Origin of the sequence: Novosphingobium ginsenosidimutans, from assembly GCF_007954425.1 — a bacterium.
Taxonomy (GTDB): Bacteria; Pseudomonadota; Alphaproteobacteria; order Sphingomonadales; family Sphingomonadaceae; genus Novosphingobium; species Novosphingobium ginsenosidimutans.
Genome location: NZ_CP042345.1, coordinates 759130 through 780100, shown reverse-complemented (window position 1 = coordinate 780100; position 20971 = coordinate 759130). Strand labels below are relative to the sequence as shown.

Genomic DNA, 20971 nt, shown 5'->3' with positions numbered 1-20971 from the left:
TCGATGACGTTTTCTGTTCGCCGCACCGCTGGTGCGCTGTTGCTTGCTTCCACCGCCCTTACCGCCATGCCGGCGCTGGCCCAGGAAGCGGAAGAGGCCGATGGCAACGAAATCGTGGTGACCGCGCAGAAGCGCTCGGAAAACCTTCAGAACGTTCCGATCTCGATCCAGGCGCTCGGCACCGCCAAGCTTGAGCAGCTCAACATCTCGGACTTCAAGGGCTATGCCCAGCAGCTCCCCTCGGTCTCGTTCCAGTCGGGCGGCACTCCGGGCACCAACGTGGTCTACATGCGCGGCGTCGCATCGGGCGGGGACGGCAACCACTCGGGCTCGCTGCCTTCGGTCGGCGTTTATCTCGACGAACAGCCGGTGACGACGATCGGCGGCAACCTTGACGTCCACATCTATGACATCGCCCGGATTGAGAGCCTGTCGGGCCCGCAGGGCACGCTTTACGGCGCCTCGTCGCAGGCCGGCACGATCCGCATTATCACCAACAAGCCCAGCACTGCCGGGTTCGAAGGCTCGCTCGATGGTGAGATCAACACCGTCAAGGGCGGCGCGATCGGCGGCAAGTTCGATGGCATGATCAACGCGCCGATCAATGACATGATGGCCCTGCGCGTGGTCGCCTTCTACCAGCGCGATGCCGGCTATATCGACAATGTCGCGGGCAGCCGCTGCTTCCTGCCCCAGCCGGGCGGAATCTGCGTCAACAACAACGCTTTTGTCGAAGAAAACTACAACGAGACCGAAACCTTCGGTGCCCGCGCGGCGCTGAAGATCGACCTTGACGATAACTGGACGGTGACCCCGGCGGTTACCTACCAGAAGATGCTCAGCCAGGGCTCCTATGCCTATGATCCCAGCGTCGGCGATCTCAAGCTGCAGCGCTTTGCGCCGGAATACCTCAACGACAAGTGGATCCAGGCCGCGCTGACGATCGAAGGCAAGTTGGGCAGCTGGGACGTGACCTATGCCGGTGCCTACCTCGACCGCAAGCGTGACAGCTCGAGCGACTACACCGACTATTCGGAAGCCTATGACCAGCTCTACGCTTCGGTTGGCGGCCTGGCTTCGTACTTCTACTTCCTCGATTCGGTCGGCAACACGATCGATCCGCGCCAGAAGGTGATCGGCAGCGATCACTTTAAGAAGCTCAGCCAGGAACTGCGCATCGCTTCGCCGGCCGACAAGCCGCTGCGCTTCGTGGGCGGCGTGTTCTACCAGCGCCAGTCGAACGACATCTATCAGGACTACAAGGTTGCAAACCTCGGGCCGCTCGTCTCGGTCAACGGTTCGCCCGGCACGCTGTGGCTGACCAAGCAGGAACGCGTTGACCGCGACTATGCCGCCTTTGGCGAACTCAGCTACGATCTGCTCCAGAACGTCACGCTGACCGCCGGGGTGCGCGCTTACAAGTTCGACAATACGCTGATCGGCTTCTTCGGCTTTGGCCGCAATCCCAACGGCAACTACTCTGACACGCCCTACAATGGCGCCGGTTCCTCGCGCACCGGCGTGGCTGGCTGCTTCACCACCACCGGTTCGCGCCTGCGCCCCGTGGCCGGCACGCCCGGCGTCACGCTGGCTCCGGGCGTGGTCGATGGCACGCCCTGCACCAACCTTGGCGTCTGGAACGGCTCGGGCGTCGATCCAGTTCGGGTGAAGGACGATGGCTTCACCTGGCGCTTCAACCTGTCGTGGAAGGCCACCAGCGACCTGATGGTCTATGCCACAGCCTCGAAGGGCTTCCGTCCGGGCGGCGTCAACCGCCGCGCCGACGTCGGTCCGTACGATGCCGACTTCCTGATCAATTATGAAGTGGGCTGGAAGTCGACTCTCGCGCGGGGCCTGCGCTTCAACGGCGCGATCTATCAGCAGAACTGGAATGATTTCCAGTACTCCTACCTTGGCGCCAACAGCTTCACCGAGATCAAGAACGGCCCCGATGCCCGCATTCGCGGCGTCGATGCCGATCTGAGCTACAACGGTGGCGGCCTGTTCCTGCAGGTGGCCGCGGCTTACACCGATGCCAAGACCACCAAGAACCTCTGTGCGATCGCCGATCCGACCTTCACTTGTGCCGGGGCGGGTAACTCGATCCAGTCGCCCACGGGCACCCGCCTGCCGATCACGCCGAAGTTCAAGGCCTCGGGCACGATGCGCTACACGGCCGACATGGGTGACAAGAAGCCCTATGGCCAGATCAACGTGGCATACCAGGGTTCGGCCAGTGGCGACGTTCGCGCTGCCCAGGCTGCCCAGCTGGGCGAGCTGCCGGACTTCACCACGGTGAACCTGGCGCTCGGGATCGAGTGGGACAGCTTCAATATCGAACTGTACGCCTCGAACCTGCTGGATGAACGGGGCCAGTCCTCGCGCTTTGTCCAGTGCGGCCAGTGCTATCAGCGGCCCTACATCGTGCCGATCACCCCGCGCACGATCGGTCTGCGCGCCGGCACCAAGTTCTAGAGTTGGAGAGGAGGCCCCGGGAGCCGACAGGCTCCGGAGAAGGCTGACTTGATGGAGGGCGGTAGGGGCAACCTTGCCGCCCTCTTTTCATTCGGGAAGCTTGCAGATCTCGACCCAGCGCGCTCCGACCAGATTGACGAGGCGCTGGGGTTCCAGTTCAACCGAAGAGGTGCGCGATCCAGCGGCCGGGAAGACGGTCGGATAGGCCAGTAGCGAGCGGTCAGCCAGGATCGGCAATTCCGTCGCCAGGCCAAAGGGGCAGACCCCGCCCACGGCGTGGCCGGTCAGCGCCAGCGTCTCATCGGGATCGAGCATGCGCGGCCGTCCGCCCAGTTCGGCCTTGCAGCGCGCATTATCCAGCCGCGCATCGCCGCGTGTCACCAAGAGGTAAGGCATATCGCCCACCCGGAAGGCCAGAGTCTTGGCTATTCGGCCCGGTTCGACCCCCAGGGTCGCTGCGGCTTCAGCCACGGTGGCGGTTGACTGGGCCTGGTCGATCAGCCGGATGTCCGGCGCGTGCTGCGCCAGCCAGGCGACAACACTTTCGTGACTCATCGTCGCAGCGCCTCGACCAATGCGGCTGCTGCCTGGCTGACATCGGCCCAGGTGTCCTCGAAATGCTCCTCGCCGCCGTAATAGGGATCGGCCACTGCTGCGCCTGCGCGGCCCGGCACCAGATCAAGCAGCAACTGCGGCTGCGTAATTGCATCGTCCGGCACGATCGCCTGGGCGTTGGCGAGGTTGGAATGGTCCATCACCAGCACGTGGGTGAAGCGGCGGAAGTCCTCGGCGACAAGTTGCCGTCCGCGCAGGCCGCCGATCTCGGCCCCATATTTGCGCGCCGTTTCCTGCGCGCGGGGATCGGGTGGATCGCCAACGTGATAGGCGGCGGTCCCGGCGCTATCGATGCGGATGTTCAGGCCGGCTGCCGCGGCGGCGGCGCGAAAGGCGCCCTCTGCCATTGGCGAGCGGCAGATATTGCCCAGGCAGACAAACAGCACGGCTGGTTCAGTCATCGATCACCCCTCCCGCTTGCGGGAGGGGCCGGGGGTGGGCCCTTCCCGCTACAATAACAGGGCCCACCCCTAACCCCTCCCGCAGGCGGGAGGGGGACAGGAAGCGCCTAAGCTTCTTCATCCCCATGGCGCTCCATGCGGAAAGCGGCTTTGAGGTAGTCCTCCGCGGCAGCCTTCAGCAGCGGTTCCTGGGCAAAAGCCTCGGCCGGCAGCGGCGCCACGCCCAGCGCCTCCATTAGCGTCCACAGCGCAAACTTGCGGCCTGGTTCGCGCTCAACCCCAAAGCCGATCTTCAGCTTTTCCAGCGCCCGGTCATAATCCGCCTCGGTCAGTTCGGCCGGGTCTTCGGTCCCGAAGAAGTGCAGGATCAGGGCGTCGAGGTCCATGGCCTCAGAGCCAGCCCGCGAGGCCTGCGCCCCAGACCGCCGCACCGCCCGCCAGCAGCGCCAGCAGATAGCCGCCCCAGCCGCGCCCTGCGCTTGCCTGCCGGCGGTCCCAGACCAGTTCGATGTCGGGCAGCGGCGGTTGTTCGGGGGCACCGCCCTTCGGCGGGAACTGCTCCTCCAGCCGGCGGAGCAGGCCGGGCAGCCGCAACAGGGTTTCGCCGTCTTCCTTGAGCCGGTCGGCCAGTGCTGCCTCGGGGCCCAGCTCGTCGCGGATCCAGTTCTTTACGAAGGGGCCGGACGTGTCCCACATGTTGATGCCAGGGTGCAGCGCCGTGGCCAGACCTTCAACCATCACCATGGTCTTCTGCAGCAGCAGCAAATGCGGCTGGGTCTGCATGTCGAAATCGCGGGTGATCGCGAAGAGGCCGTCCAGCATCTGCCCGACCGACAGTTCGCTCACCGGCTTGCCGCGCATGGGTTCGCCGACGGCGCGCAGCGCGGTCGCAAACTCGTCGACCGAATGATAGCTCGGCACGTATTGCGCCTCGAAATGGATTTCGGCGACGCGGCGGTAATTGCCCGTGGTCAGGCCATAGAGGATCTCAGCCAGCCAGTAGCGTGCGCGTCGGTCGATCCGGCCCATGATGCCAAAGTCGATCGCGGCGATGGTCCCGTCCGGCTGTACGAACAGGTTGCCCTGGTGCATGTCGGCATGGAAGTAGCCATAGCTGATCGCCTGGGTCAGAAAGGCGATAACGAGGCGGCTAGCGAGTTCCGGCAGGTCCACCCCGCTGGCCTCCAGCGCCGCGCGGTCACTGATTTTGATCCCGTCGATCCACTCGATCGTCATGACCCGGCCGTTGGTCCGATCCCAATCGATCGCGGGAATGCGATAGCCTTCGAAGCCCTTCATCGCATCGGCGAGTTCGGAGGCGGAGGCCGCCTCGCGCCGCAGGTCCAGCTCGCGCATGGTCCAGCGCTTGAGGTTGGCAATGACCAGGCGCGGGCGCAGGCGTGCAGCTTCGCCGCCCAATGCCTCGAGATGGGCTGCGGCCCATTCGTAGGTCTCGATATCGGCGGCGAATTTCTCACGGATGCCGGGGCGCAGCACCTTGATGGCGACGGTGCGGCCATCGGTGGTGACGCCCTTGTGGACCTGTGCAATCGAAGCCGCCCCCACCGGGACCGGGTCGATGCTGGCGAACAGGGCATCCAGCGGCTTGCCGAAGCTGGCCTCGATCTCCGCGCTGATCGAGGCGAAGGGCACCGGCGGCAGGCTGTCCTGCAGGCTCAGCAGGTTATAGGCGGCTTCCTCGCCGACCAGGTCGGGCCGGGTCGCCAGCGTTTGGCCCAGCTTGATCGCTGCCGGGCCGATCGCCTGAAACGCCCCGGCATAGTCCGGTACGCGCGGCTGGAACGTACCGAGCCGGGCCAGACGGAACAGCCGCTTGACCGGCGGCGGCGTATTGCGGTCCTGCTCGATCCCGCGCAGCGCGCCGTGGCGGGCCAGGGTTCGGCCCCAGCGCAGCAATCGCAGCAAATGAGTCGCCGGACGGGTCATATCTTTGCCCGCCTCACGGCGGGAGCATCACCGGCCCGCTCCCCCACCCAGCCACCCATAGGGTAACCTAGGTTTTGGGAGGCCGGCCCCTTCGGCGAAAATGTCCCCCGGACATTTTCTTGCACCTCGGACGGGAGCGGGCCGGTGATGCGCGGGCGCACAGCTTTGCTGGGCGCGATCATCGCATAATCCACGTCAAATCTTCCAGCCGCTGTGAATGGCTACCAGGCCGCCCAGGATCGGTTCAACCTTGGTGCGGGTAAAGCCGGCCGCGCGGATCATTTGCTCGAATTCGGGCATGGTTGGGAAGCGGCGGATCGATTCGATCAGGTAGCGATAGGAATCGGCATCGCCGGCAATCGCCTCACCGATCTTCGGCACCAGCTTGTGCGAATAGAGGTCATAGACCTCCTTGAAGCCGGGCCATTCGGTGGTCGAGAATTCCAGGCAGTAGAACCGCCCGCCATGCTTCAGCACGCGGTGCGCCTCGGCCAGAGCGTGATCGATCCGGGTGACATTCCGGATGCCGAAGGCAATGGTATAGGCATCGAAGAAACGGCTGGGGAAGCTCAGTTCCTCGGCGTTCTGGCGCGACCAGACCAGGCCATCAAGGCCGCGCTCCATGGCGCGCTCTATGCCAACGTCCAGCATGTCCTGGTTGATGTCGGAAACGGTGACCTGCGCACCCTGGGCTGCCAAGCGGAAGGCGATGTCACCCGTGCCGCCTGCCATGTCGAGGATCTGCTCACCCGGGCGGGGCTTCACGCGGCGGACGAACTTGTCTTTCCACAGCCGGTGCATCCCAACCGACATGGCATCGTTCATCACGTCGTATTTCTTGGCGACGCTAGAAAACACCGCACCGACGCGCTCGGTCTTCTCCTCGGGAGAGACCTCTTCGTAGCCAAAGGAAACCTGTTCGCTCATGGGCTGGCCCTTAGGGTAGTTTCGGCGCGGCGGAAAGGATGTATGCAGCGACTTGTCCGCCTCACGGCGGATGCATCGCCAGCCCGCTCCCCCACCCGGCCTCCCAGAACCTAGGGTATCCTATGGGAGGCCGGGTGGGGGAGCGGGCTGGTGATGCCAAGCCCATGACGGATGTCATGGGCGCACTCGCAAGGAAACCAATGCCTGAATTACCTGAAGTTGAAACCACGGTTCGCGGCCTGGCGCGTTATCTCGACGGCGCGCGGCTGGTGCGGGTTGAACCACGCCGGGCGGACCTGCGCAGGCCCTTTCCGACTGACCTGGTCCAGGCGCTGACCGGAGCCACGGTCAGTGGGATGGGACGCCGGGCCAAGTACGGCTTGATCCATACCGATCGCGGACGGAGCCTCGTGTTCCACCTTGGCATGTCGGGGCGGTGGCGGATCGACCCAGAGGATATCGGTGCGCACGATCACCTCGTGCTGGAAACGGCCTCAGGCCATGTGCTTGCGCTCAACGACCCGCGCCGGTTCGGTTCGGTTGACCTCGTAGATGAAGGGGCTCTGGAGGAATGGCCGACTTTCGCCGCGATGGGGCCAGAGCCGCTGGGTGAAGAACTTACTGCGGCGCACCTCAAGTCGGCCCTGGCGGGGCGTAGTGCGGCGATCAAGCTGATGCTGCTCGATCAGCGGATCGTCGCTGGATTGGGCAACATCTATGTCTGCGAGGCGCTGTTCCGCGCCGGAATCGACCCGCGCAAGGCCGCAGGCCGGGTCAGCGGACCCGCGCTGACCCGACTGGTACCCGCCATCAAAGCGGTAATTGCCGAGGCGATCGAGGCAGGCGGATCGACCCTGCGCGACTATGCGCAGCCGGATGGACAACTCGGCTATTTCTCCAAGCAATTCGATGTCTACGACCGGGCGGGAGAGGATTGCACGCGGTGTGGGGCCCCGGTGCAACGCTTTCCGCAGGGCGGTCGCAGCACCTGGCACTGCGCCAAGTGCCAAAAGTAGGGTTTTGTCCGCATGACAGCGGGCGGTGATGCACGGGCCTGGTCTACGTCGGTCACTCTCTTCGGTTGACGATTCGGCTTTGCCCGGTTAAGGGCCGCGCTTTCCGCGGGCATGACTCGTTCAGGCCCCGCGATTTTGTGCGAAATTCTAACCAGAATCGGGCTGCGCCTGGCAGCCACAAGAAGGACTGACATGGCCAATACGCCGCAAGCCAAGAAGCGCATCCGTCGCAACGAGAAGCGCGCAGAAATCAACGGCAACCGTCTGGGCCGTATCCGCACCTTTGTGAAGAAGGTCGAAGCCGCCCTTGCCGGTGGTGACAAGGCAGCCGCAGCCGAAGCGCTGAAGGCGGCCCAGCCGGAACTGCAGCGCGGTGTGGCCCGCGGCGTGCTCCACAAGAACACCGCTGCCCGCAAGTTTGCCCGCCTGACGAAGCGCGTTTCGGCGCTCTGATTCGGGCCGCCGATTCGCGGATCGGCAGCACGAAATAGGAACAACCTCGCAAAGGGGCCGGTGGTTCAGCCACCGGCCCTTTTGCTTTGTGTCAAAGCAAGATTTTGCGGCAGCGCAACAATCGGCGGATTCCCGCGATTCGCACTAAGCTCCGAAAAATTACTTATTCTTAACAAAAACTTAGCATCATCCTGCGGGATTGCCCCGAGCATTGCTGAGTCAAGGCCATTTATTTCAGTTTTTTTGCAATCCGCGCCTTGCTCTGTGCGGTGAGCGGGGCATAACAGCACCCAAGCCCAGCGCAGATTCTGCAACGGGCCTTGCACACAGATTAAGCGACCTAGCCGGTTTTTGGGGGCCGGTAATGGGCGAACGTTGCCCTCGGTTGAGGCGCGCGGCGGGGATGTATTTTCGGGGGTCTAGGGGTGTCGGGACCAAACATTGGCAATTCGCGCGGCCCGGCCGCGCAGGGCGGAGCTGACGCAGAGCGCATGATGGAAGAACAGGAAGCGCTCGATCTCGCTGCCGACTGGGCTGATATCAGCCGCGGTCTACGCAAGGATCTGGGCAATCAGCTATACAGCCAGTGGATCAAGCCGATCCAGCTCGGCTCGCTCTGCAAGCAGAGCGGGACGCTCGACCTCTATCTGCCGAACGAGTTCGCGGCCAACTGGGTGTCGGACCGGTTCGCCGATCGGCTCTCGCTCGCGTGGAAGATCGCCCGGCCCGATATCCGCACCGTCAAGATCTCGGTCTTGCCAGGCCGCCGCGCAATGCCCGGCCTGCGGCTCGGCCGCGAGGATGGCCGCCGCGCTGCCAACGATGGCGCGCCGATTACTCAACCTGGCGATGCCCTGGGCATGGGCGCGGCCGAACTGGGTGCCCTCGGCCAGGGCCCGATCGGGCTCGATCCTTCGCTGACTTTCGCCAGCTTCGTGACCGGTGCCGCGAACATCCTTGCCAGCAATGCCGCCCAGCGCATGGCTGCAACCGAAACGCCGCAGTTCGCCCCGCTCTATCTCAAGGCGGCGACTGGCCAGGGCAAGACCCACCTGCTTCACGCGATCGGCCATGCCTATCTGGCCAATCACCAGCGCGCGCGGATCTTCTACTGCTCGGCTGAGCGCTTCATGGTCGAATTCGTCCAGGCGCTGCGCCAGAACCAGACGATCGAGTTCAAGGCGCGGCTGCGCGGGTTCGATCTGCTGCTGGTCGATGACATCCAGTTCATTATCGGCAAGGCCTCGGCCCAGGAAGAACTGCTCTACACGATCGATGCGCTGCTTGCCGAAGGCAAGCGGCTGGTCTTCGCCGCCGACCGCGCCCCACAGGCGCTGGACGGGGTTGAGCAGCGGCTTCTCTCGCGCCTGTCGATGGGCTTGGTTGCCGATATCCAGCCGGCTGACATCGAACTGCGCCGCTCGATCCTGGAGCATCGGCTCCAGCGCTTTTCGCCCAGCCATGTTCCGGGCGACGTGGTCGAGTTCCTCGCCCGCACGATCAACCGCAATGTTCGCGAACTGGTCGGCGGGCTCAACAAGCTGATTGCCTATGCCCAGCTGACCGGCCAGGCCGTGTCACTGCAGTTGGCCGAGGAACAGCTGACCGATATTCTCTCGGCCAATCGCCGCCGCATCACGATCGACGAGATCCAGCGCACCGTATGCCAGTTCTACCGGGTCGATCGGACCGAAATGGCCAGCAAGCGCCGCGCCCGCGCGGTGGTTCGCCCGCGCCAGGTGGCGATGTATCTCGCCAAGGTGCTGACGCCGCGCTCCTATCCCGAAATCGGCCGCAAGTTTGGCGGGCGCGATCACTCGACCGTGATCCACGCCGTGCGCCTGATAGAAGACCTGCGTACCCGCGATGCCGACATGGATGGCGATGTGCGCAGCCTGCTGCGCCAGCTGGAAAGTTGAGCATCTTCCACCGCTGATTGGCATTGTTTCAACGCCCCTTGCACAGACTTGTGCACAGGGTGATGCACTGCCATTGCGCGCGGCGTTATTCGGCGAGCAGGGCTGACAATGCCGCGGCCATGCGCGGGGTAATCTCATCGTCGCTGCAGATGTCGACCAGGGCGAGGCCGTCGATCACGGCGATGATTGCCGCGGCCGTGCCCTCGCGATCAGCGCCCGGGGGCAGGTCCAGCCGCGAATCGACCCACAGCCTAAATCCGGCCATGACCTGTGACACGATGGCCGGGAAGGGCACCTCTCCGCGGGCGGCAGCGGCGACAACCTCGACCCACAATCCCATGAAGCGCCGCATTTCCGGCCCCGTGGTAAAGGCTGCGGCGCGGCGCACCAGTTCGGCCGGCCGCAGCGGCGCACCATCGGGAATCGCTTCCGCCAGGCGCAGCGAAAGCTCGCCTGCCACGCGCGCCATGACGGCGGCCAGCACCTCGGCTTTGTCGGCAAAGTAATAGAGCAGCATCCGGTCGCTCACGCCGGCAGCCTGGGCCAGCTGGCGCAGGCTGGTCCGGGCGAGGCCGTGCGCGAGCAGATGCCCGGCCAGCCGTTCGATCACCGCTTCGCGCTGTGCGTCCCTGATGCTCATCTTGCCTCTTGTAGCACTCGTTACATTCGGATACCATGTAGCAGTTGCTACAAGGAGTCGTTCACCATGGACGCGCTATATCCGGTCCTACCGATCGCTGCACTGGTGCTGTTTCTATTGACAACGATCCGCGAAGGCCTGCGCGCCTCGAATGGCTGGCAATTTGCGGCGCTGGTCTGCGGGGTGTTTCTGGTCTGGTCGCTTTACACCGTAGCCGCCGAGGGGCCGCTGGGCTTTTGGCCCAATCACACCCAAGACGCCTGGGGCAACCAGGTCTGGTTCGATCTGCTGATTGCCATTGCGATTGGCTGGACCTTGCTGCTGCCGCGCGCTCGCGCTGCCGGCATGCGCCCCTGGCCCTGGCTCGCCTTGATCTGCGCCACGGGCTGCATTGGCCTCGCCGCAATGTTCGCCCGCTGCCGCTACCTTGAAACTCGCACCCTCTGAGGGAGATCGATCATGACCCTGTTACGCCTGTTTCTGCTCACCTGCCTGATCGTGATTGCCAGCTACACCAGCGTGACGATCGCAAATCATGGCTGGAACCTGCTGCCCGTGTTCCTCGGTGACATGGCCGAAATGGGCTGGCCCGGTCAGTTCAATCTCGATTTCATGTGCTTCCTCGCGCTCTCCGCGCTGTGGGTCTCTTGGCGCCACCAGTTCAGCGCCGGCGGGCTGGCGCTGGGGCTGATCGCCTTCTTTGGCGGAATGCTGTTCCTGTCGATCTACCTGCTGGTCCACACCGGCCGTGCGCGCGGCGACATGAAGGTGCTGCTGCTTGGCGAAGGGCGGACTAAGGCGGGCTAATCAGCATACTCGCCGCAAGTTCCAGTCTCATTGCAAGACTAGCCGGGATTCCATGCCTGGCTCCCACGCTTCGAAGTGGGTAGCCGCTTTGGCATCTCGCGTTGTCACCAGATAGTCGAAGCCGAGCAGCATGAACCGCGCGAACTCGGGTAGCTCACGGCGGACCTTGCCGCTCATCCGCTGGCGGATCGGTTCGAGCGGGATCAGGGCGAGGCCTTGCGCGGGCAGGCTGTCGAGCTCGATCCCTGCGCCGGCGAGCAGTTTTGCCACAACGTCCTCATCATAGGCTGAAACCTTGGTCAGGCCCTGCGGACCCGGTGCGATCGCGCGCACCTGACCCGCAATTGGGACGACTGCGATGTGCAGCGAACGCTTGCCCGAGGCCGCCGCAAGGCCCGGCAGCAGCGAACCGAGATCGAAGATCGAAGTCGGGGTGATCCCGCGCCCCAGGTGATAGGCGCCCATCTTGAAAAGCACCCGCGGAGGCGGGCCCTTGGCGGCGCGGTAGCGGGCGAGAAAATAGGCCGCCATCAGCTTGCCGCGCTCGTCGTTGTTCTCGAAATAGCGCTCGACGTCGTTGTACTGATAGATTCGCGCGCTCTCGGCCAGCGCATCGACCATTTGCAGCGCCTCCGGATCGTCGCTGAAACCCTGCCGTAGCCGCGCGAAGTCAGCCCGGGCGAGCGAACTAAGCGAGACCTTGTCGAACTGCCCCGCAGCCAGCGCGGCGCGGTCGGAATCGCGCCAGGCGCCCAGCGTCCGGCGCAGTTCAGGATCGTGGGCGCGCGCGGCGAGCAGGGCGTAGAGCATCGGTCCCGAGCCTATGAATTCCTGGTCGATCCCCCACAGTCGCCCGGCGCGGGCATAGGGCAGCGCCAGCGAAGCGTCGTCGAGATTGGCAAGGAACGGCATGATCGACGGCTGGTCGTCAACGATCGCGTCGAGCCCGACGAGGCCTTCTGCACGCAGTACGTTGGCGACTTTGTCGACCGTGTGCGGTCCGACTTCCACCGCGTGATGGACCGGGGCGCCCTTCGTTTGGGCAAGCTCCTGCCCCAGCGCGGCGGCCAGTCGCGGCGGCTCGGCAAAGCCATGATCCTCGCCCACCGCCACGAATTGGACATCGCTCAGCTCACTGCGCAGCCGCTCCCCGCCCGCGCCGCCGAGGCCTTCGATGGTGATCTCCAGCGGCAAGACCTCTACTGGCGCCTGCGGTGGCAGCATCGGCTCCGCGCCTGCCGGCTGGGCGAGGCCGAGCACCAGCCCGAACATCGCACCGTAGAATCTCCGTCCTGCCATAGCTCATGACCTCCTGGCGTAAGCAGCCAGGTGACATAGATATGTAATACAGTCAACAGCGGCGCGTCGAGCGCCCGCGCCGCTCTTCCCGCTTCTGGAGCCTAGGACGTCATCCCGCCGTCGACGATCAGTTCGCTGCCGGTGGTGAAGGCCGCGCGGTCGCTTGCCAAGAATACCACCGCATCGGCCACATTCTGCGGCTCGCCCAGGTGGCCAAGCGGATGCAGCGCCGAGACCGCCGCAAGGCTTTCATTGTTGCCGACGCCTTGCGCCCCGGCGAAATCGTCAATCAGCTTGCGGCCCATATCGGTATCGATCACGCCCGGATGGACCGAATTGACGCGGACCCGCGCCGCTGCCAGTTCCCGGGCGCAGCCCTTGGTGAAGAGCCGGACGGCGCCCTTGGTGCTGTTGTAGCAGGTTCCGCCGGCTGCCCCTTCGATCCCGGCGACCGACGAGAGATTCACGATCGCCGTGCCGCCGCGCCACAGGTGGGCGCGTTCGGCCAGAAGCGGGATCGCCGCGCGGGTGCCGAGGAAAACGCCTTCGACATTGACCGCATGAAGCCTGCGCCAGTCATCCAGCGTGGTTTCGAGGATCGGCTTGAACAGCCAGAGGCCGGCGTTGTTGACGAGCACGTCCAGGCCGCCAAGCTCGGCCTTGATCCAGTCCATTGTCGCGGCCCAGTCGGACTCGCTGGTCACGTCCTGCGCGCGGGCGATCCCGCCGATCTCGGCGGCGAGGTCTTCGGGCGCAGACAAGTCCGTCACCGCCACCTTGGCGCCAGCCGCCGCCAGAGCCCGCGCCGTTGCCGCGCCAAGCCCGCGCGAGGCACCAGTGACCATAGCGATCCGTCCGTCGAGGTCACCCATGATCAGGCCTCCTCGGCCTGGCGTGACAACTCGTCGCGCAGTTCACGCCGCAGGAACTTGCCGTTGGCGTTACGGGGCAGGGCCTCGTCGCGGAACCAGACGAAGCGCGGCACCTTGTGCTTGGCCATGACCGCCAGGCAGTGCGTGCGCAGCCCTTCAGAATCAAGCGACTCGCCAGGCTTCAGCACGACGGCGACGCCCACTTCCTCGCCCAGCCGCTCGTCCGGCACGCCGAACACGCAGCACTCGGCCACGGCCGGGTGGCGGTAGATGCCAGCCTCAACTTCGGTACAATAGACGTTCTCCCCGCCGCGCAGGACCATGTCCTTCTTGCGGTCGACGATATAGATGAAGCCGTCCTCGTCGATCCGGGCGACGTCGCCGGTGTGGAGCCAGCCATCGGTGAACGAGGCTTCGTTTGCATCGGGCCGATTGAGGTAGCCCTTGATCACCGAGGAGCCCTTGACCCAGAGCTCTCCCACTTCGCCCTGCGGCACGGTGTTGCCGTCATCATCGACACACTTCACCTCGAAGTTGGGCATGGCCGGGCCGGCGCTGTTCGGGCGGTCGACGAAGAAATCCCCGCCGACTGAGGTGATGATCCCGCAGGTCTCGGTCATGCCATAGCCGGTTGAGGGGCGGGCCGAAGGGATCTTCCGGTCAATCGCGCCGACCTGATCCGGCGGCACCTGTGCCCCGCCGCCCGACATGTTGAGCAGGCTGGAGGTATCGTACTTGTCGAAATCCGGGTGGTTGATCAGCTCGCGCGCCATCACCGGTACGCCTGAGAGGCCGTTGCAGCGCTCGGCCTCGATCAGCTTGAGCGCTTCACCGGCGTCCCAGCGGTACATCAGCACCATCTTCCCGCCCTGGGCCGTTGCGGCATAGGCGGCGCAGTTATTGGCGGTGACGTGGAACAGCGGGGTGGTGACCAGGGTCGCCGGGATCGGCGGTTCGGCCGGGATTGCCGCGCCGCCGCCGCGCTCGGTCGCCATGCCGCTCGAAGCGCCGGCGTAGAGCAAGTTCATCAGGTTGGAAATGCAGCCGCGATGGGTCAGCTGCGCACCCTTGGGATGGCCGGTCGTGCCGCTGGTGTAGAAGATGCAGGCATCGCTATCGGGATCAACCGTCACCGCTGGCATGGCGCCGGGGTGGGCGATCACATCCTCCCACGGGACTGTGCCGGACCCCTGGGCGCGAACCGCGACGGTGGTGACCTTTGCCGCATCCCCCGTGCATTCGGCCAGCCGCGCCAGCCGCTCGGCATCGGCGAAGATCACCTTCGGGGCCGAATCGGCCAGCGCATAGTCAAGCTCTTCGGGCGTCCACCAGGCATTGGTGCCAACCGCGGCGACACCAATGCACAGGCAGGCCCAGTAGATCAGCATCCATTCGGGATAGTTGCGCATGGCGATGGCAACCCGGTCACCAGGACGGACGCCCTGCTCCCAGAGCCAAGCTGTCACGGCCCGGACCTGGTCGTGCGCCCGGGCGTAAGTCAGCCGTTCACCTTGATAGACAATGTAGTCGCGCGGGCCAAAGGCAGCGGTGGAGAGCCAGAACTCGCGGCCCGAGGGCGGCGCATTCTTGTAGACCTTCATCTTGTGGCCCAGCACCTGGGCTTCGACGATTTCAAAGGGGCCACCCGGCCCGGTCAGCTCCTCGCGCACCTGGCGCAATTGTGCGTAATGCATTCCTCGTCCCGTAATCGTTTTAATTGATCGATTAGGTGCCGCATCGATGCGGACGGGGCAAGAGACTTCCTTTGCGACGCGGGCCAATCGACCCTAAGGAACGCCGGTATGACGCTCGCCCCCAAACGCCTGGACCGCTTTGCCCGCCATATCGTGTTGCCTGAACTTGGCGGGGCCGGGCAGGTCGCCCTGAGCCAGGCGCATGTCGTGCTGGTGGGCTGCGGCGGAATTGGCTCGCCGGCGCTGCAATACCTTGCCGGAGCGGGTGTAGGGCGGCTGACGCTGATCGACGATGACGTGGTCGACCTTACCAACCTGCAACGCCAGACGATCTTCACCGAGGCAGATCTGAACCGCCCCAAGGCCGAAGTCGCTGCAGACTGGGTCCGGCGGTTCGACAGTGCCATCGAGGTGCGCGCGATCGCAGGGAGGTTGGGGGGGCTAAACGCCGCGCCGCTCCTCGAAGGCGCTACCCTTGTGCTCGACGGGTGTGACAACTTCGCGACTCGCCTGGCCGTGTCGGATGCCTGTGTAAAGCTGGGCGTGCCACTGACCAGCGCGGCGCTGGGCCGTTTCCAGGGGCAGGTGGCAAACTTTGCCGGGCACCTGGAGGGCCACAGCTGCTACCGCTGTTTCGTGGGAGATGCCTTCGATGCCGAGGATTGCGACACTTGCGCTGCCGATGGCGTATTGGGGGCGATGGCCGGCTGGGTCGGTACCTTTGCGGCGATGCATGCGGTGCGTGTGCTAACCAGCGGCCACGCCGCCATGGGCGATCCGCAATGGGGCAAGGTCCACTTGCTTGATGGTCTGGCCCCGGCGCTGCGGACCATGCGGATCGTCAAGGATCCGGAGTGCCGCGGCTGCTCAGCCGCTTAGTAGCTGGCGCTGTCGATCATTTTGCGCGGAAGGTCCTGCCACAGCGCCGGATCGAACAGCCGCAGGTTTACCCCGACCCTGGGGTAGTCCGGATCGAAAGCAGTCCAGTGCGTAACATTGCCGCAATTGGCGCAGCGCCAGGTGGTCAGCGTCCGGTCACCCTGGACATAGCCAGCCAGGTCACCGGTCACCCGAAGCTGCGACGGCGGGCAATAGTGCCAGAGCGCGGCGACGCGGCGGCACAGCGAGCAATTGCATTCCGCGGCATTTTCCGGCTCGCTATCAAGCGCCAGCCGAACTGCGCCGCAATGACACGACCCGGAATGGATGGTCACTGGATCATTTCCGCCACCCAGGCCGGCACCACTTCGGTCGCCGGGCCAAGCCTGGTTTCATGGAACAGCGCGGATCCTTGCGACCGCTCAAGGTTGAGCTCCAGCGTCTGCACGCCCAGCTCACGCGCATTCTGCACGAAGCCCGCAGCGGGATAGACTGCACCCGAAGTGCCGATTGAAACAAACAGGTCCGCCTCGCGCAGTGCGCCATAGATCTCACCCATGCGATAGGGCATCTCGCCGAACCAGACCACGTCGGGACGCAGGGTGCGGGCCTGGCACACCGGGCAGGGCGGGCGATCAAGCAGCGTTCCGCGCCAGTGCGAGCGGACATCGCACGAAGTGCACCAGGCCTTCAGATGCTCGCCATGCATGTGCAGCACGCGGCGCGCGCCGCCACGCTCGTGCAGGTCATCAACGTTTTGGGTGACGATCAGCAGGTTGCCCTGCCACTTGGCGTCGAGCTCGGCGAGGGCGAAGTGGGCGGCGTTAGGCAGCTTCTCCTGGATTGCCTCGCGCCGCATGTCATAGAACCGCAGCACCAGATTGGGATCTCGGGCGAAGGCTTCTGGCGTGGCCACATCCTCCACGCGGTGCTGCTCCCACAGTCCGCCGCCGCCGCGAAAGGTGTCGATGCCGCTTTCGGCGCTGATCCCGGCGCCGGTCAGGATCACGATGTTGCGGATTTGGCTCATGTCGCCCATGAAGCACGCCTCGAGTGGGGACGGCAATGGCAAGAATCGGGATTATCGGCAGCGCGGGGCGCATGGGTCAGGCACTGGCTGACGCGATCGCGGCGGCGGGCCAGGAACTGGCTGGCGGGGTCGACAAGGGGGGCGATGTCGCGGCGCTGGCGGCGCAGAGCGACGTGCTGGTCGATTTCTCGGCTCCGGCTGCACTCGAGGGTAATCTCGACGCAGCAATGGCGGCTGGCGTACCGATCGTGGTTGGCACTACTGGTCTGGAAGAGCGCCACCACTGGCTCTGCGACAATGCCGCCGGGCAGATCGCCGTGCTTCAGACCGGCAATACCTCGCTGGGCGTCACCTTGCTGGCGCATCTGGTGCGGGAGGCGGCAAGCCGGCTGGGCGAAGACTGGGACATCGAGATTTCTGAAACGCACCACCGCATGAAGGTCGATGCGCCCTCCGGCACGGCCCTGCTGCTGGGCGAGGCTGCTGCTGCTGGGCGCGGGCTTGATCTGGCGGGCCACAGCGCGCGCGGACGTGACGGCGTCACCGGAGCGCGCCAGTCCGGCGAGATCGGCTTTGCGAGCCTGCGGGGCGGATCCGTCGCTGGCGATCACACGGTCCACTTCCTCGGCGCGGATGAGCGCATTTCGCTGACGCATCTGGCCGAAAACCGCACGATCTTCGCCAAGGGTGCGGTGCGCGCGGCGCAATGGCTCGTCGGTAAGCCAGCGGGCCGTTATCGGATGGGCGAAGTGCTGGACCTCTGATCTTGTGTGCTTTCCGGCTTTCTGTATTGTCCGATTAACACAGTCTCATGGGGGGAGAGCCGATCATGACCGTTACCCTTTCGCCGGCCGCTGAGACTGCCCGCTATATCGACAGCCTCGGGCCTGAGGCACTGGCCAAGGCCCATGCCTATACCACCGGCAATCACTGGCTCTTGCTGGCCGGTCTTTGCGTCTCGCTGTTGGTCGTCTGGCTGATCGTCCGTTCGCGGCTGCTCGACCGGCTGACGGACCGGCTCTCTGGACGCAGCTGGGCGCTCATGACCTTCACGGTCAGCGCTGCTGCCTTTGCCCTGGGCGACCTGATCGCTCTGCCCTGGACCATTTATACCGACTGGCAGCGGCAGCACGCCTATGACCTGTCGAAGCAGCCGCTGGGCGATTTTCTGGGGCAATGGGCGCTTAGCGAGGCGATCTCAGTCCTCCTGGCTGGCCTGTTCATGCTCGGCATCTATGCTCTGATCCGCAAGACCGGTGCACGCTGGTGGATGTGGGGTGGCGGGTTGGCGGCGGTCAGCATGGCGCTGATGGTCATGGCCGCGCCGAGCGTGATCGAGCCGATGTTCAACGATTACAAGCCGGTCCCGCCCGGCCCGGTTCGCACTGCGCTGGAACAGATTGCCGACGATGTTGGCATCCCGCACGACCGGATCTTCATGTACGACGGCTCGCGTCAATCCGAACGGTTTACCGCCAATGTTTCCGGCATCGGCCCGACTGCGCGGATCGCGATCAGCGATGTCGCCTTGAAGGAAGCTTCGCTGGCCGAGGTCCGGGCCGTCACCGGGCACGAGGCCGGCCATTACAAGCTGGGCCATATCTGGCGCTACGTGGTGATCTTCCCGTTACTGGCGATGATCATGTTTTTCCTGCTTAACCGCCTGTTCCCCCCGCCGCCCGGTTGCTGGGCAGCGATGCACAACTGGGCGAAGCACGCGGTCTGCCGGTGTTCATGGCGGTAACCGCCGTGCTGTCCCTTCTGGCACAGCCGCTTACCAACAGCCTGACCAGGATCGGCGAAAGCGAGGCCGATGCTTACTCGCTCGCGACGGTGCGCGAACCTGATGCCCTCGCCAGTGCCCTGGTCAAGACGGCAGAGTACCGCTACCCGCGCCCGACCCGGCTTCAAGAGATGCTGTTCTACACCCATCCGTCGGTTGAAAATCGGGTCCGCGCGGCAATGGAGTGGAAGGCGGCGAACCAGGGCGCTAAGCCACCGGCGCAATGAAGCGCGACCAGATCTTCGAATTTTTCCGCCGCCTGGCCGAAGACAACCCCTCGCCTGAAACCGAGCTGGAGTTCGGCAATACCTATCAGTTGCTGGTGGCCGTGACGCTGTCGGCCCAGGCAACCGACGTGGGCGTCAACAAGGCGACGCGGCGGCTGTTCGAACTGATCAAGACCCCGGCGCAGATGGTCGCACTGGGCGAGGCCGGGTTGAAGGAGCACATCAAGACGATCGGCCTGTTCAACACCAAGGCCAAGAACGTCATTGCCCTGTCGGAAATCCTCGTCCGCGATTACGGCGGTGAGGTGCCGGACGACCGAGATGCCCTGACCGAATTGCCGGGCGTTGGCCGCAAGACCGCGAATGTGGTGATGAACTGCGCCTTCGGGGCCGAGACTTTCGCGGTCGACACCCACATCTTCCGCGTCGGCAATCGCACCGGCCTCGCCAAGGGCAAAACCCCGCTCGCAGTGGAGCAGCAGCTTGAGAAGAAGGTGCCGCAGCCGTTTCGGCTCGGCGCGCACCACTGGCTGATCCTGCATGGGCGCTACATCTGCAAGGCGCGCACGCCCGAATGCTGGCGCTGCCCGGTGGCGGACCTGTGCGGCTACAAGCCCAAGACGCCCGCCCCGAAGGGCAAGGCGAAGGCTGCCTAGCGCTTATCCTCGAAGTTCGACGGGTCGAGATCCAGCCCCGCCCGGCCATCGGCAGCGGTATGGGCCCGGGCGTGGGGATGTTCGACGAATTCGGGCTCCTCGACCTCAAGCATGCCTTCCCACTTGGTGATGACCGAGGTGGCAACCGCATTGCCGACCACGTTCGTAGCCGTTCGGCCCATGTCGAGGAATTGGTCGATCGCCAGGATGATCGCCACGCCTTCGACCGGCAGGCCGAACATGGCGAGCGTGCCGGTGATCACCACCAGGCTAGCGCGCGGGACTGCGGCAATGCCCTTGGAACTGATCATCAGCGTCAGCAGGATCATGACCTGGGTCGAGATCGACAGATCGATGCCATAAGCCTGGGCAATGAAGATCGTCGCGAAGGACATGTACATCATCGAGCCGTCGAGGTTGAACGAATAGCCCAGCGGCAGAATGAAGCCCGAGATCCGGCGCGGCACCCCGAACCGGTCAAGCTGCTCGAACATCTTGGGCAGCGCCGCCTCGCTCGACGCGGTCGAGAAGGCGATCATCAGCGGCTGGCGGATATACTTGATCAACGTCCAGATCCGCTCGCGCAGGAATATCGCGCCGACGGTCAGCAGGATCACCCACAGCAGGATCAGCGACAGGTAGAACTCGAACAGCAGCTCAAGGTAAGTCTCGAGGATCGCAAGCCCGCTGACCGCCACCACCTTGGCGATCGCGGCAAAGACCGCGATCGGTGCATAGCGCATGACATAACCGGTTACCTGCAGCATCATTTCGGCCAGGGCATCGGCGCCGCGCACCAGCGCCGCACCCTTTTCACCAATGGCCGAGAGGGCCACGCCCGCGAACAGCGAGAAAACCAGAATTTGCAGGATATTGTTGGTAGCCAGCGCCTCGATCGCGTTCTTGGGGAAGATCGAGAGGATGAATTCGGTGGCCTTGAGTTCCTTGATCTCGCCCACGGCGGCGGTTGCAGCGGCGGCATCGGGGATCGGTGCGCCCACGCCGGGCTGGAACAGGTTGACCATCACCAGGCCTAGCCCGATCGAGATCAGGCTGGCGAGGATGAACCAGGTAATCGCGCGGAAACCGATCCGGCCCAGCGCCGAACTGTCACCCATATGGGCGATGCCGACGACGATGGTGGAGAGCACCAGCGGCGCGACCAGCATCTTGATGAGATTCAGAAAGATATCGGACAGCAGCTTGAGCCAGGGCACGACCTGGTCCTTGACCACTGCGCCGTCGACCTGGGTATAGAGCACCTGGCCGACGATCACGCCCAGCACCATGCCGATCAGGATGTAGAGTGTCAGGCGCCGGTCCATGGCGTG

At 64.7% G+C, this 20971-nt stretch carries 23 protein-coding genes; 11 read left to right on the top strand and 12 right to left on the bottom strand.

Translation table 11 applies throughout. The annotated features are described in order from the left end of the window. Positions 1–3 precede the first annotated feature (3 nt). On the top strand, positions 4–2475 hold the full coding sequence (locus FRF71_RS03915; protein ID WP_147089332.1) for a TonB-dependent receptor: 2472 nt from the start codon (positions 4–6) through the stop codon (positions 2473–2475). A gap of 87 nt (positions 2476–2562) precedes the next feature. Here the strand turns inward: FRF71_RS03915 and FRF71_RS03910 are convergent, their stop codons facing one another. The 5 genes from FRF71_RS03910 to FRF71_RS03890 form a co-directional block, all read right to left on the bottom strand. Continuing rightward, the gene (locus FRF71_RS03910; RefSeq protein WP_147089331.1) at positions 2563–3030 is read right to left on the bottom strand and encodes a YbaK/EbsC family protein; all 468 of its coding nucleotides are present in this window, start codon (positions 3028–3030) and stop codon (positions 2563–2565) included. Further along, positions 3027–3491 carry a low molecular weight protein-tyrosine-phosphatase gene (locus FRF71_RS03905; protein ID WP_147089330.1) on the bottom strand — a complete coding sequence of 155 codons (465 nt, stop codon included), beginning with the start codon at positions 3489–3491 and terminating at the stop codon, positions 3027–3029. Before FRF71_RS03905 ends, FRF71_RS03910 begins: the two co-directional genes overlap by 4 nt. Positions 3492–3598: 107 nt before the next feature. After that, positions 3599–3877: a hypothetical protein gene (locus FRF71_RS03900; RefSeq protein ID WP_147089329.1), complete on the bottom strand. Its 279-nt coding sequence runs from the start codon at positions 3875–3877 to the stop codon at positions 3599–3601. Positions 3878–3881: 4 nt separating this feature from the next. After that, the gene (gene ubiB, locus FRF71_RS03895; RefSeq protein WP_147089328.1) at positions 3882–5438 is read right to left on the bottom strand and encodes a 2-polyprenylphenol 6-hydroxylase; all 1557 of its coding nucleotides are present in this window, start codon (positions 5436–5438) and stop codon (positions 3882–3884) included. A gap of 195 nt (positions 5439–5633) precedes the next feature. Beyond that, complete coding sequence (locus FRF71_RS03890; RefSeq protein ID WP_147089327.1) at positions 5634–6365, bottom strand: class I SAM-dependent methyltransferase; 732 nt, start codon at positions 6363–6365, stop codon at positions 5634–5636. 200 nt (positions 6366–6565) lie between these two features. Between FRF71_RS03890 and mutM the strand changes: the two genes are divergently transcribed. The 3 genes from mutM (at position 6566) to dnaA (ending at position 9753) form a co-directional block, all read left to right on the top strand. Beyond that, positions 6566–7381, top strand: a complete 816-nt coding sequence (gene mutM / locus FRF71_RS03880) for a bifunctional DNA-formamidopyrimidine glycosylase/DNA-(apurinic or apyrimidinic site) lyase (RefSeq protein WP_147089326.1) — start codon at positions 6566–6568, stop codon at positions 7379–7381. Positions 7382–7573: 192 nt separating this feature from the next. Then, the gene (gene rpsT, locus FRF71_RS03875) at positions 7574–7834 is read left to right on the top strand and encodes a 30S ribosomal protein S20 (protein WP_147089325.1); all 261 of its coding nucleotides are present in this window, start codon (positions 7574–7576) and stop codon (positions 7832–7834) included. 491 nt (positions 7835–8325) lie between these two features. After that, on the top strand, positions 8326–9753 hold the full coding sequence (dnaA, locus tag FRF71_RS03870; RefSeq protein ID WP_147091511.1) for a chromosomal replication initiator protein DnaA: 1428 nt from the start codon (positions 8326–8328) through the stop codon (positions 9751–9753). An 85-nt stretch (positions 9754–9838) separates the two neighbouring features. Here dnaA and FRF71_RS03865 read toward each other — a convergent pair whose 3' ends face one another. After that, positions 9839–10393: a TetR/AcrR family transcriptional regulator gene (locus FRF71_RS03865; RefSeq protein ID WP_147089324.1), complete on the bottom strand. Its 555-nt coding sequence runs from the start codon at positions 10391–10393 to the stop codon at positions 9839–9841. 66 nt (positions 10394–10459) lie between these two features. On the opposite strand from FRF71_RS03865, the gene FRF71_RS03860 reads away from it, so the two are divergent. Together FRF71_RS03860 and FRF71_RS03855 are read left to right on the top strand one after the other, a co-directional pair. Further along, complete coding sequence (locus tag FRF71_RS03860; RefSeq protein ID WP_147089323.1) at positions 10460–10840, top strand: hypothetical protein; 381 nt, start codon at positions 10460–10462, stop codon at positions 10838–10840. A 12-nt stretch (positions 10841–10852) separates the two neighbouring features. After that, positions 10853–11200 carry a hypothetical protein gene (locus FRF71_RS03855; protein ID WP_147089322.1) on the top strand — a complete coding sequence of 116 codons (348 nt, stop codon included), beginning with the start codon at positions 10853–10855 and terminating at the stop codon, positions 11198–11200. Between the two features lie 27 nt (positions 11201–11227). On the opposite strand, the gene FRF71_RS03850 is transcribed toward FRF71_RS03855, so the two are convergent. The 3 genes from FRF71_RS03850 to FRF71_RS03840 form a co-directional block, all read right to left on the bottom strand. Then, positions 11228–12499, bottom strand: a complete 1272-nt coding sequence (locus tag FRF71_RS03850; protein WP_147089321.1) for a hypothetical protein — start codon at positions 12497–12499, stop codon at positions 11228–11230. Positions 12500–12600: 101 nt separating this feature from the next. After that, positions 12601–13371: an SDR family NAD(P)-dependent oxidoreductase gene (locus tag FRF71_RS03845; protein WP_147089320.1), complete on the bottom strand. Its 771-nt coding sequence runs from the start codon at positions 13369–13371 to the stop codon at positions 12601–12603. A 2-nt stretch (positions 13372–13373) separates the two neighbouring features. Next, entirely contained in the window at positions 13374–15065 is a 1692-nt protein-coding gene (locus tag FRF71_RS03840; RefSeq protein ID WP_147089319.1) for a class I adenylate-forming enzyme family protein, read from the bottom strand. 108 nt (positions 15066–15173) lie between these two features. On the opposite strand from FRF71_RS03840, the gene FRF71_RS03835 reads away from it, so the two are divergent. After that, positions 15174–15944, top strand: coding sequence for a HesA/MoeB/ThiF family protein (locus tag FRF71_RS03835; protein ID WP_147089318.1), 771 nt, complete (start codon positions 15174–15176; stop codon positions 15942–15944). On the opposite strand, the gene FRF71_RS03830 is transcribed toward FRF71_RS03835, so the two are convergent. Further along, positions 15941–16279, bottom strand: a complete 339-nt coding sequence (locus FRF71_RS03830) for a GFA family protein (protein ID WP_147089317.1) — start codon at positions 16277–16279, stop codon at positions 15941–15943. The two genes, FRF71_RS03835 and FRF71_RS03830, sit on opposite strands and share 4 nt — an antisense overlap. After that, the gene (locus FRF71_RS03825; RefSeq protein WP_147089316.1) at positions 16276–16974 is read right to left on the bottom strand and encodes an NAD-dependent deacylase; all 699 of its coding nucleotides are present in this window, start codon (positions 16972–16974) and stop codon (positions 16276–16278) included. Before FRF71_RS03825 ends, FRF71_RS03830 begins: the two co-directional genes overlap by 4 nt. Positions 16975–17009: 35 nt before the next feature. On the opposite strand from FRF71_RS03825, the gene dapB reads away from it, so the two are divergent. From dapB to nth, 4 genes are all read left to right on the top strand, one after another. Next, the gene (dapB, locus tag FRF71_RS03820; protein WP_147089315.1) at positions 17010–17738 is read left to right on the top strand and encodes a 4-hydroxy-tetrahydrodipicolinate reductase; all 729 of its coding nucleotides are present in this window, start codon (positions 17010–17012) and stop codon (positions 17736–17738) included. Positions 17739–17803: 65 nt separating this feature from the next. Continuing rightward, entirely contained in the window at positions 17804–18718 is a 915-nt protein-coding gene (locus FRF71_RS03815; protein ID WP_272949958.1) for a M48 family metalloprotease, read from the top strand. Further along, positions 18709–18984 carry a M48 family metallopeptidase gene (locus tag FRF71_RS15685; RefSeq protein ID WP_272949957.1) on the top strand — a complete coding sequence of 92 codons (276 nt, stop codon included), beginning with the start codon at positions 18709–18711 and terminating at the stop codon, positions 18982–18984. The genes FRF71_RS03815 and FRF71_RS15685 overlap by 10 nt, the downstream gene beginning before the upstream one ends. Beyond that, on the top strand, positions 18981–19640 hold the full coding sequence (nth, locus tag FRF71_RS03810) for an endonuclease III (RefSeq protein WP_147089314.1): 660 nt from the start codon (positions 18981–18983) through the stop codon (positions 19638–19640). The genes FRF71_RS15685 and nth overlap by 4 nt, the downstream gene beginning before the upstream one ends. Here nth and FRF71_RS03805 read toward each other — a convergent pair. Further along, a complete protein-coding gene (locus tag FRF71_RS03805) occupies positions 19637–20965 on the bottom strand; it encodes a dicarboxylate/amino acid:cation symporter (protein ID WP_147089313.1) in 1329 nt (442 codons plus the stop codon). The two genes, nth and FRF71_RS03805, sit on opposite strands and share 4 nt — an antisense overlap. Positions 20966–20971 lie beyond the last annotated feature (6 nt).

Excerpts from the sequence above, each read along its gene's own strand:
- FRF71_RS03915 (WP_147089332.1), top strand. The coding sequence starts at position 4 with ATGACGTTTTCTGTTCGCCGCACCGCTGGTGCGCTGTTGCTTGCTTCC.
- FRF71_RS03910 (WP_147089331.1), bottom strand. The coding sequence starts at position 3,030 with ATGAGTCACGAAAGTGTTGTCGCCTGGCTGGCGCAGCACGCGCCGGAC.
- FRF71_RS03905 (WP_147089330.1), bottom strand. The coding sequence starts at position 3,491 with ATGACTGAACCAGCCGTGCTGTTTGTCTGCCTGGGCAATATCTGCCGC.
- FRF71_RS03900 (WP_147089329.1), bottom strand. The coding sequence starts at position 3,877 with ATGGACCTCGACGCCCTGATCCTGCACTTCTTCGGGACCGAAGACCCG.
- ubiB (WP_147089328.1), bottom strand. The coding sequence starts at position 5,438 with ATGACCCGTCCGGCGACTCATTTGCTGCGATTGCTGCGCTGGGGCCGA.
- FRF71_RS03890 (WP_147089327.1), bottom strand. The coding sequence starts at position 6,365 with ATGAGCGAACAGGTTTCCTTTGGCTACGAAGAGGTCTCTCCCGAGGAG.
- mutM (WP_147089326.1), top strand. The coding sequence starts at position 6,566 with ATGCCTGAATTACCTGAAGTTGAAACCACGGTTCGCGGCCTGGCGCGT.
- rpsT (WP_147089325.1), top strand. The coding sequence starts at position 7,574 with ATGGCCAATACGCCGCAAGCCAAGAAGCGCATCCGTCGCAACGAGAAG.
- dnaA (WP_147091511.1), top strand. The coding sequence starts at position 8,326 with ATGATGGAAGAACAGGAAGCGCTCGATCTCGCTGCCGACTGGGCTGAT.
- FRF71_RS03865 (WP_147089324.1), bottom strand. The coding sequence starts at position 10,393 with ATGAGCATCAGGGACGCACAGCGCGAAGCGGTGATCGAACGGCTGGCC.
- FRF71_RS03860 (WP_147089323.1), top strand. The coding sequence starts at position 10,460 with ATGGACGCGCTATATCCGGTCCTACCGATCGCTGCACTGGTGCTGTTT.
- FRF71_RS03855 (WP_147089322.1), top strand. The coding sequence starts at position 10,853 with ATGACCCTGTTACGCCTGTTTCTGCTCACCTGCCTGATCGTGATTGCC.
- FRF71_RS03850 (WP_147089321.1), bottom strand. The coding sequence starts at position 12,499 with ATGGCAGGACGGAGATTCTACGGTGCGATGTTCGGGCTGGTGCTCGGC.
- FRF71_RS03845 (WP_147089320.1), bottom strand. The coding sequence starts at position 13,371 with ATGGGTGACCTCGACGGACGGATCGCTATGGTCACTGGTGCCTCGCGC.
- FRF71_RS03840 (WP_147089319.1), bottom strand. The coding sequence starts at position 15,065 with ATGCATTACGCACAATTGCGCCAGGTGCGCGAGGAGCTGACCGGGCCG.
- FRF71_RS03835 (WP_147089318.1), top strand. The coding sequence starts at position 15,174 with ATGACGCTCGCCCCCAAACGCCTGGACCGCTTTGCCCGCCATATCGTG.
- FRF71_RS03825 (WP_147089316.1), bottom strand. The coding sequence starts at position 16,974 with ATGAGCCAAATCCGCAACATCGTGATCCTGACCGGCGCCGGGATCAGC.
- dapB (WP_147089315.1), top strand. The coding sequence starts at position 17,010 with ATGGCAAGAATCGGGATTATCGGCAGCGCGGGGCGCATGGGTCAGGCA.
- FRF71_RS03815 (WP_272949958.1), top strand. The coding sequence starts at position 17,804 with ATGACCGTTACCCTTTCGCCGGCCGCTGAGACTGCCCGCTATATCGAC.
- FRF71_RS15685 (WP_272949957.1), top strand. The coding sequence starts at position 18,709 with ATGGCGGTAACCGCCGTGCTGTCCCTTCTGGCACAGCCGCTTACCAAC.
- nth (WP_147089314.1), top strand. The coding sequence starts at position 18,981 with ATGAAGCGCGACCAGATCTTCGAATTTTTCCGCCGCCTGGCCGAAGAC.
- FRF71_RS03805 (WP_147089313.1), bottom strand. The coding sequence starts at position 20,965 with ATGGACCGGCGCCTGACACTCTACATCCTGATCGGCATGGTGCTGGGC.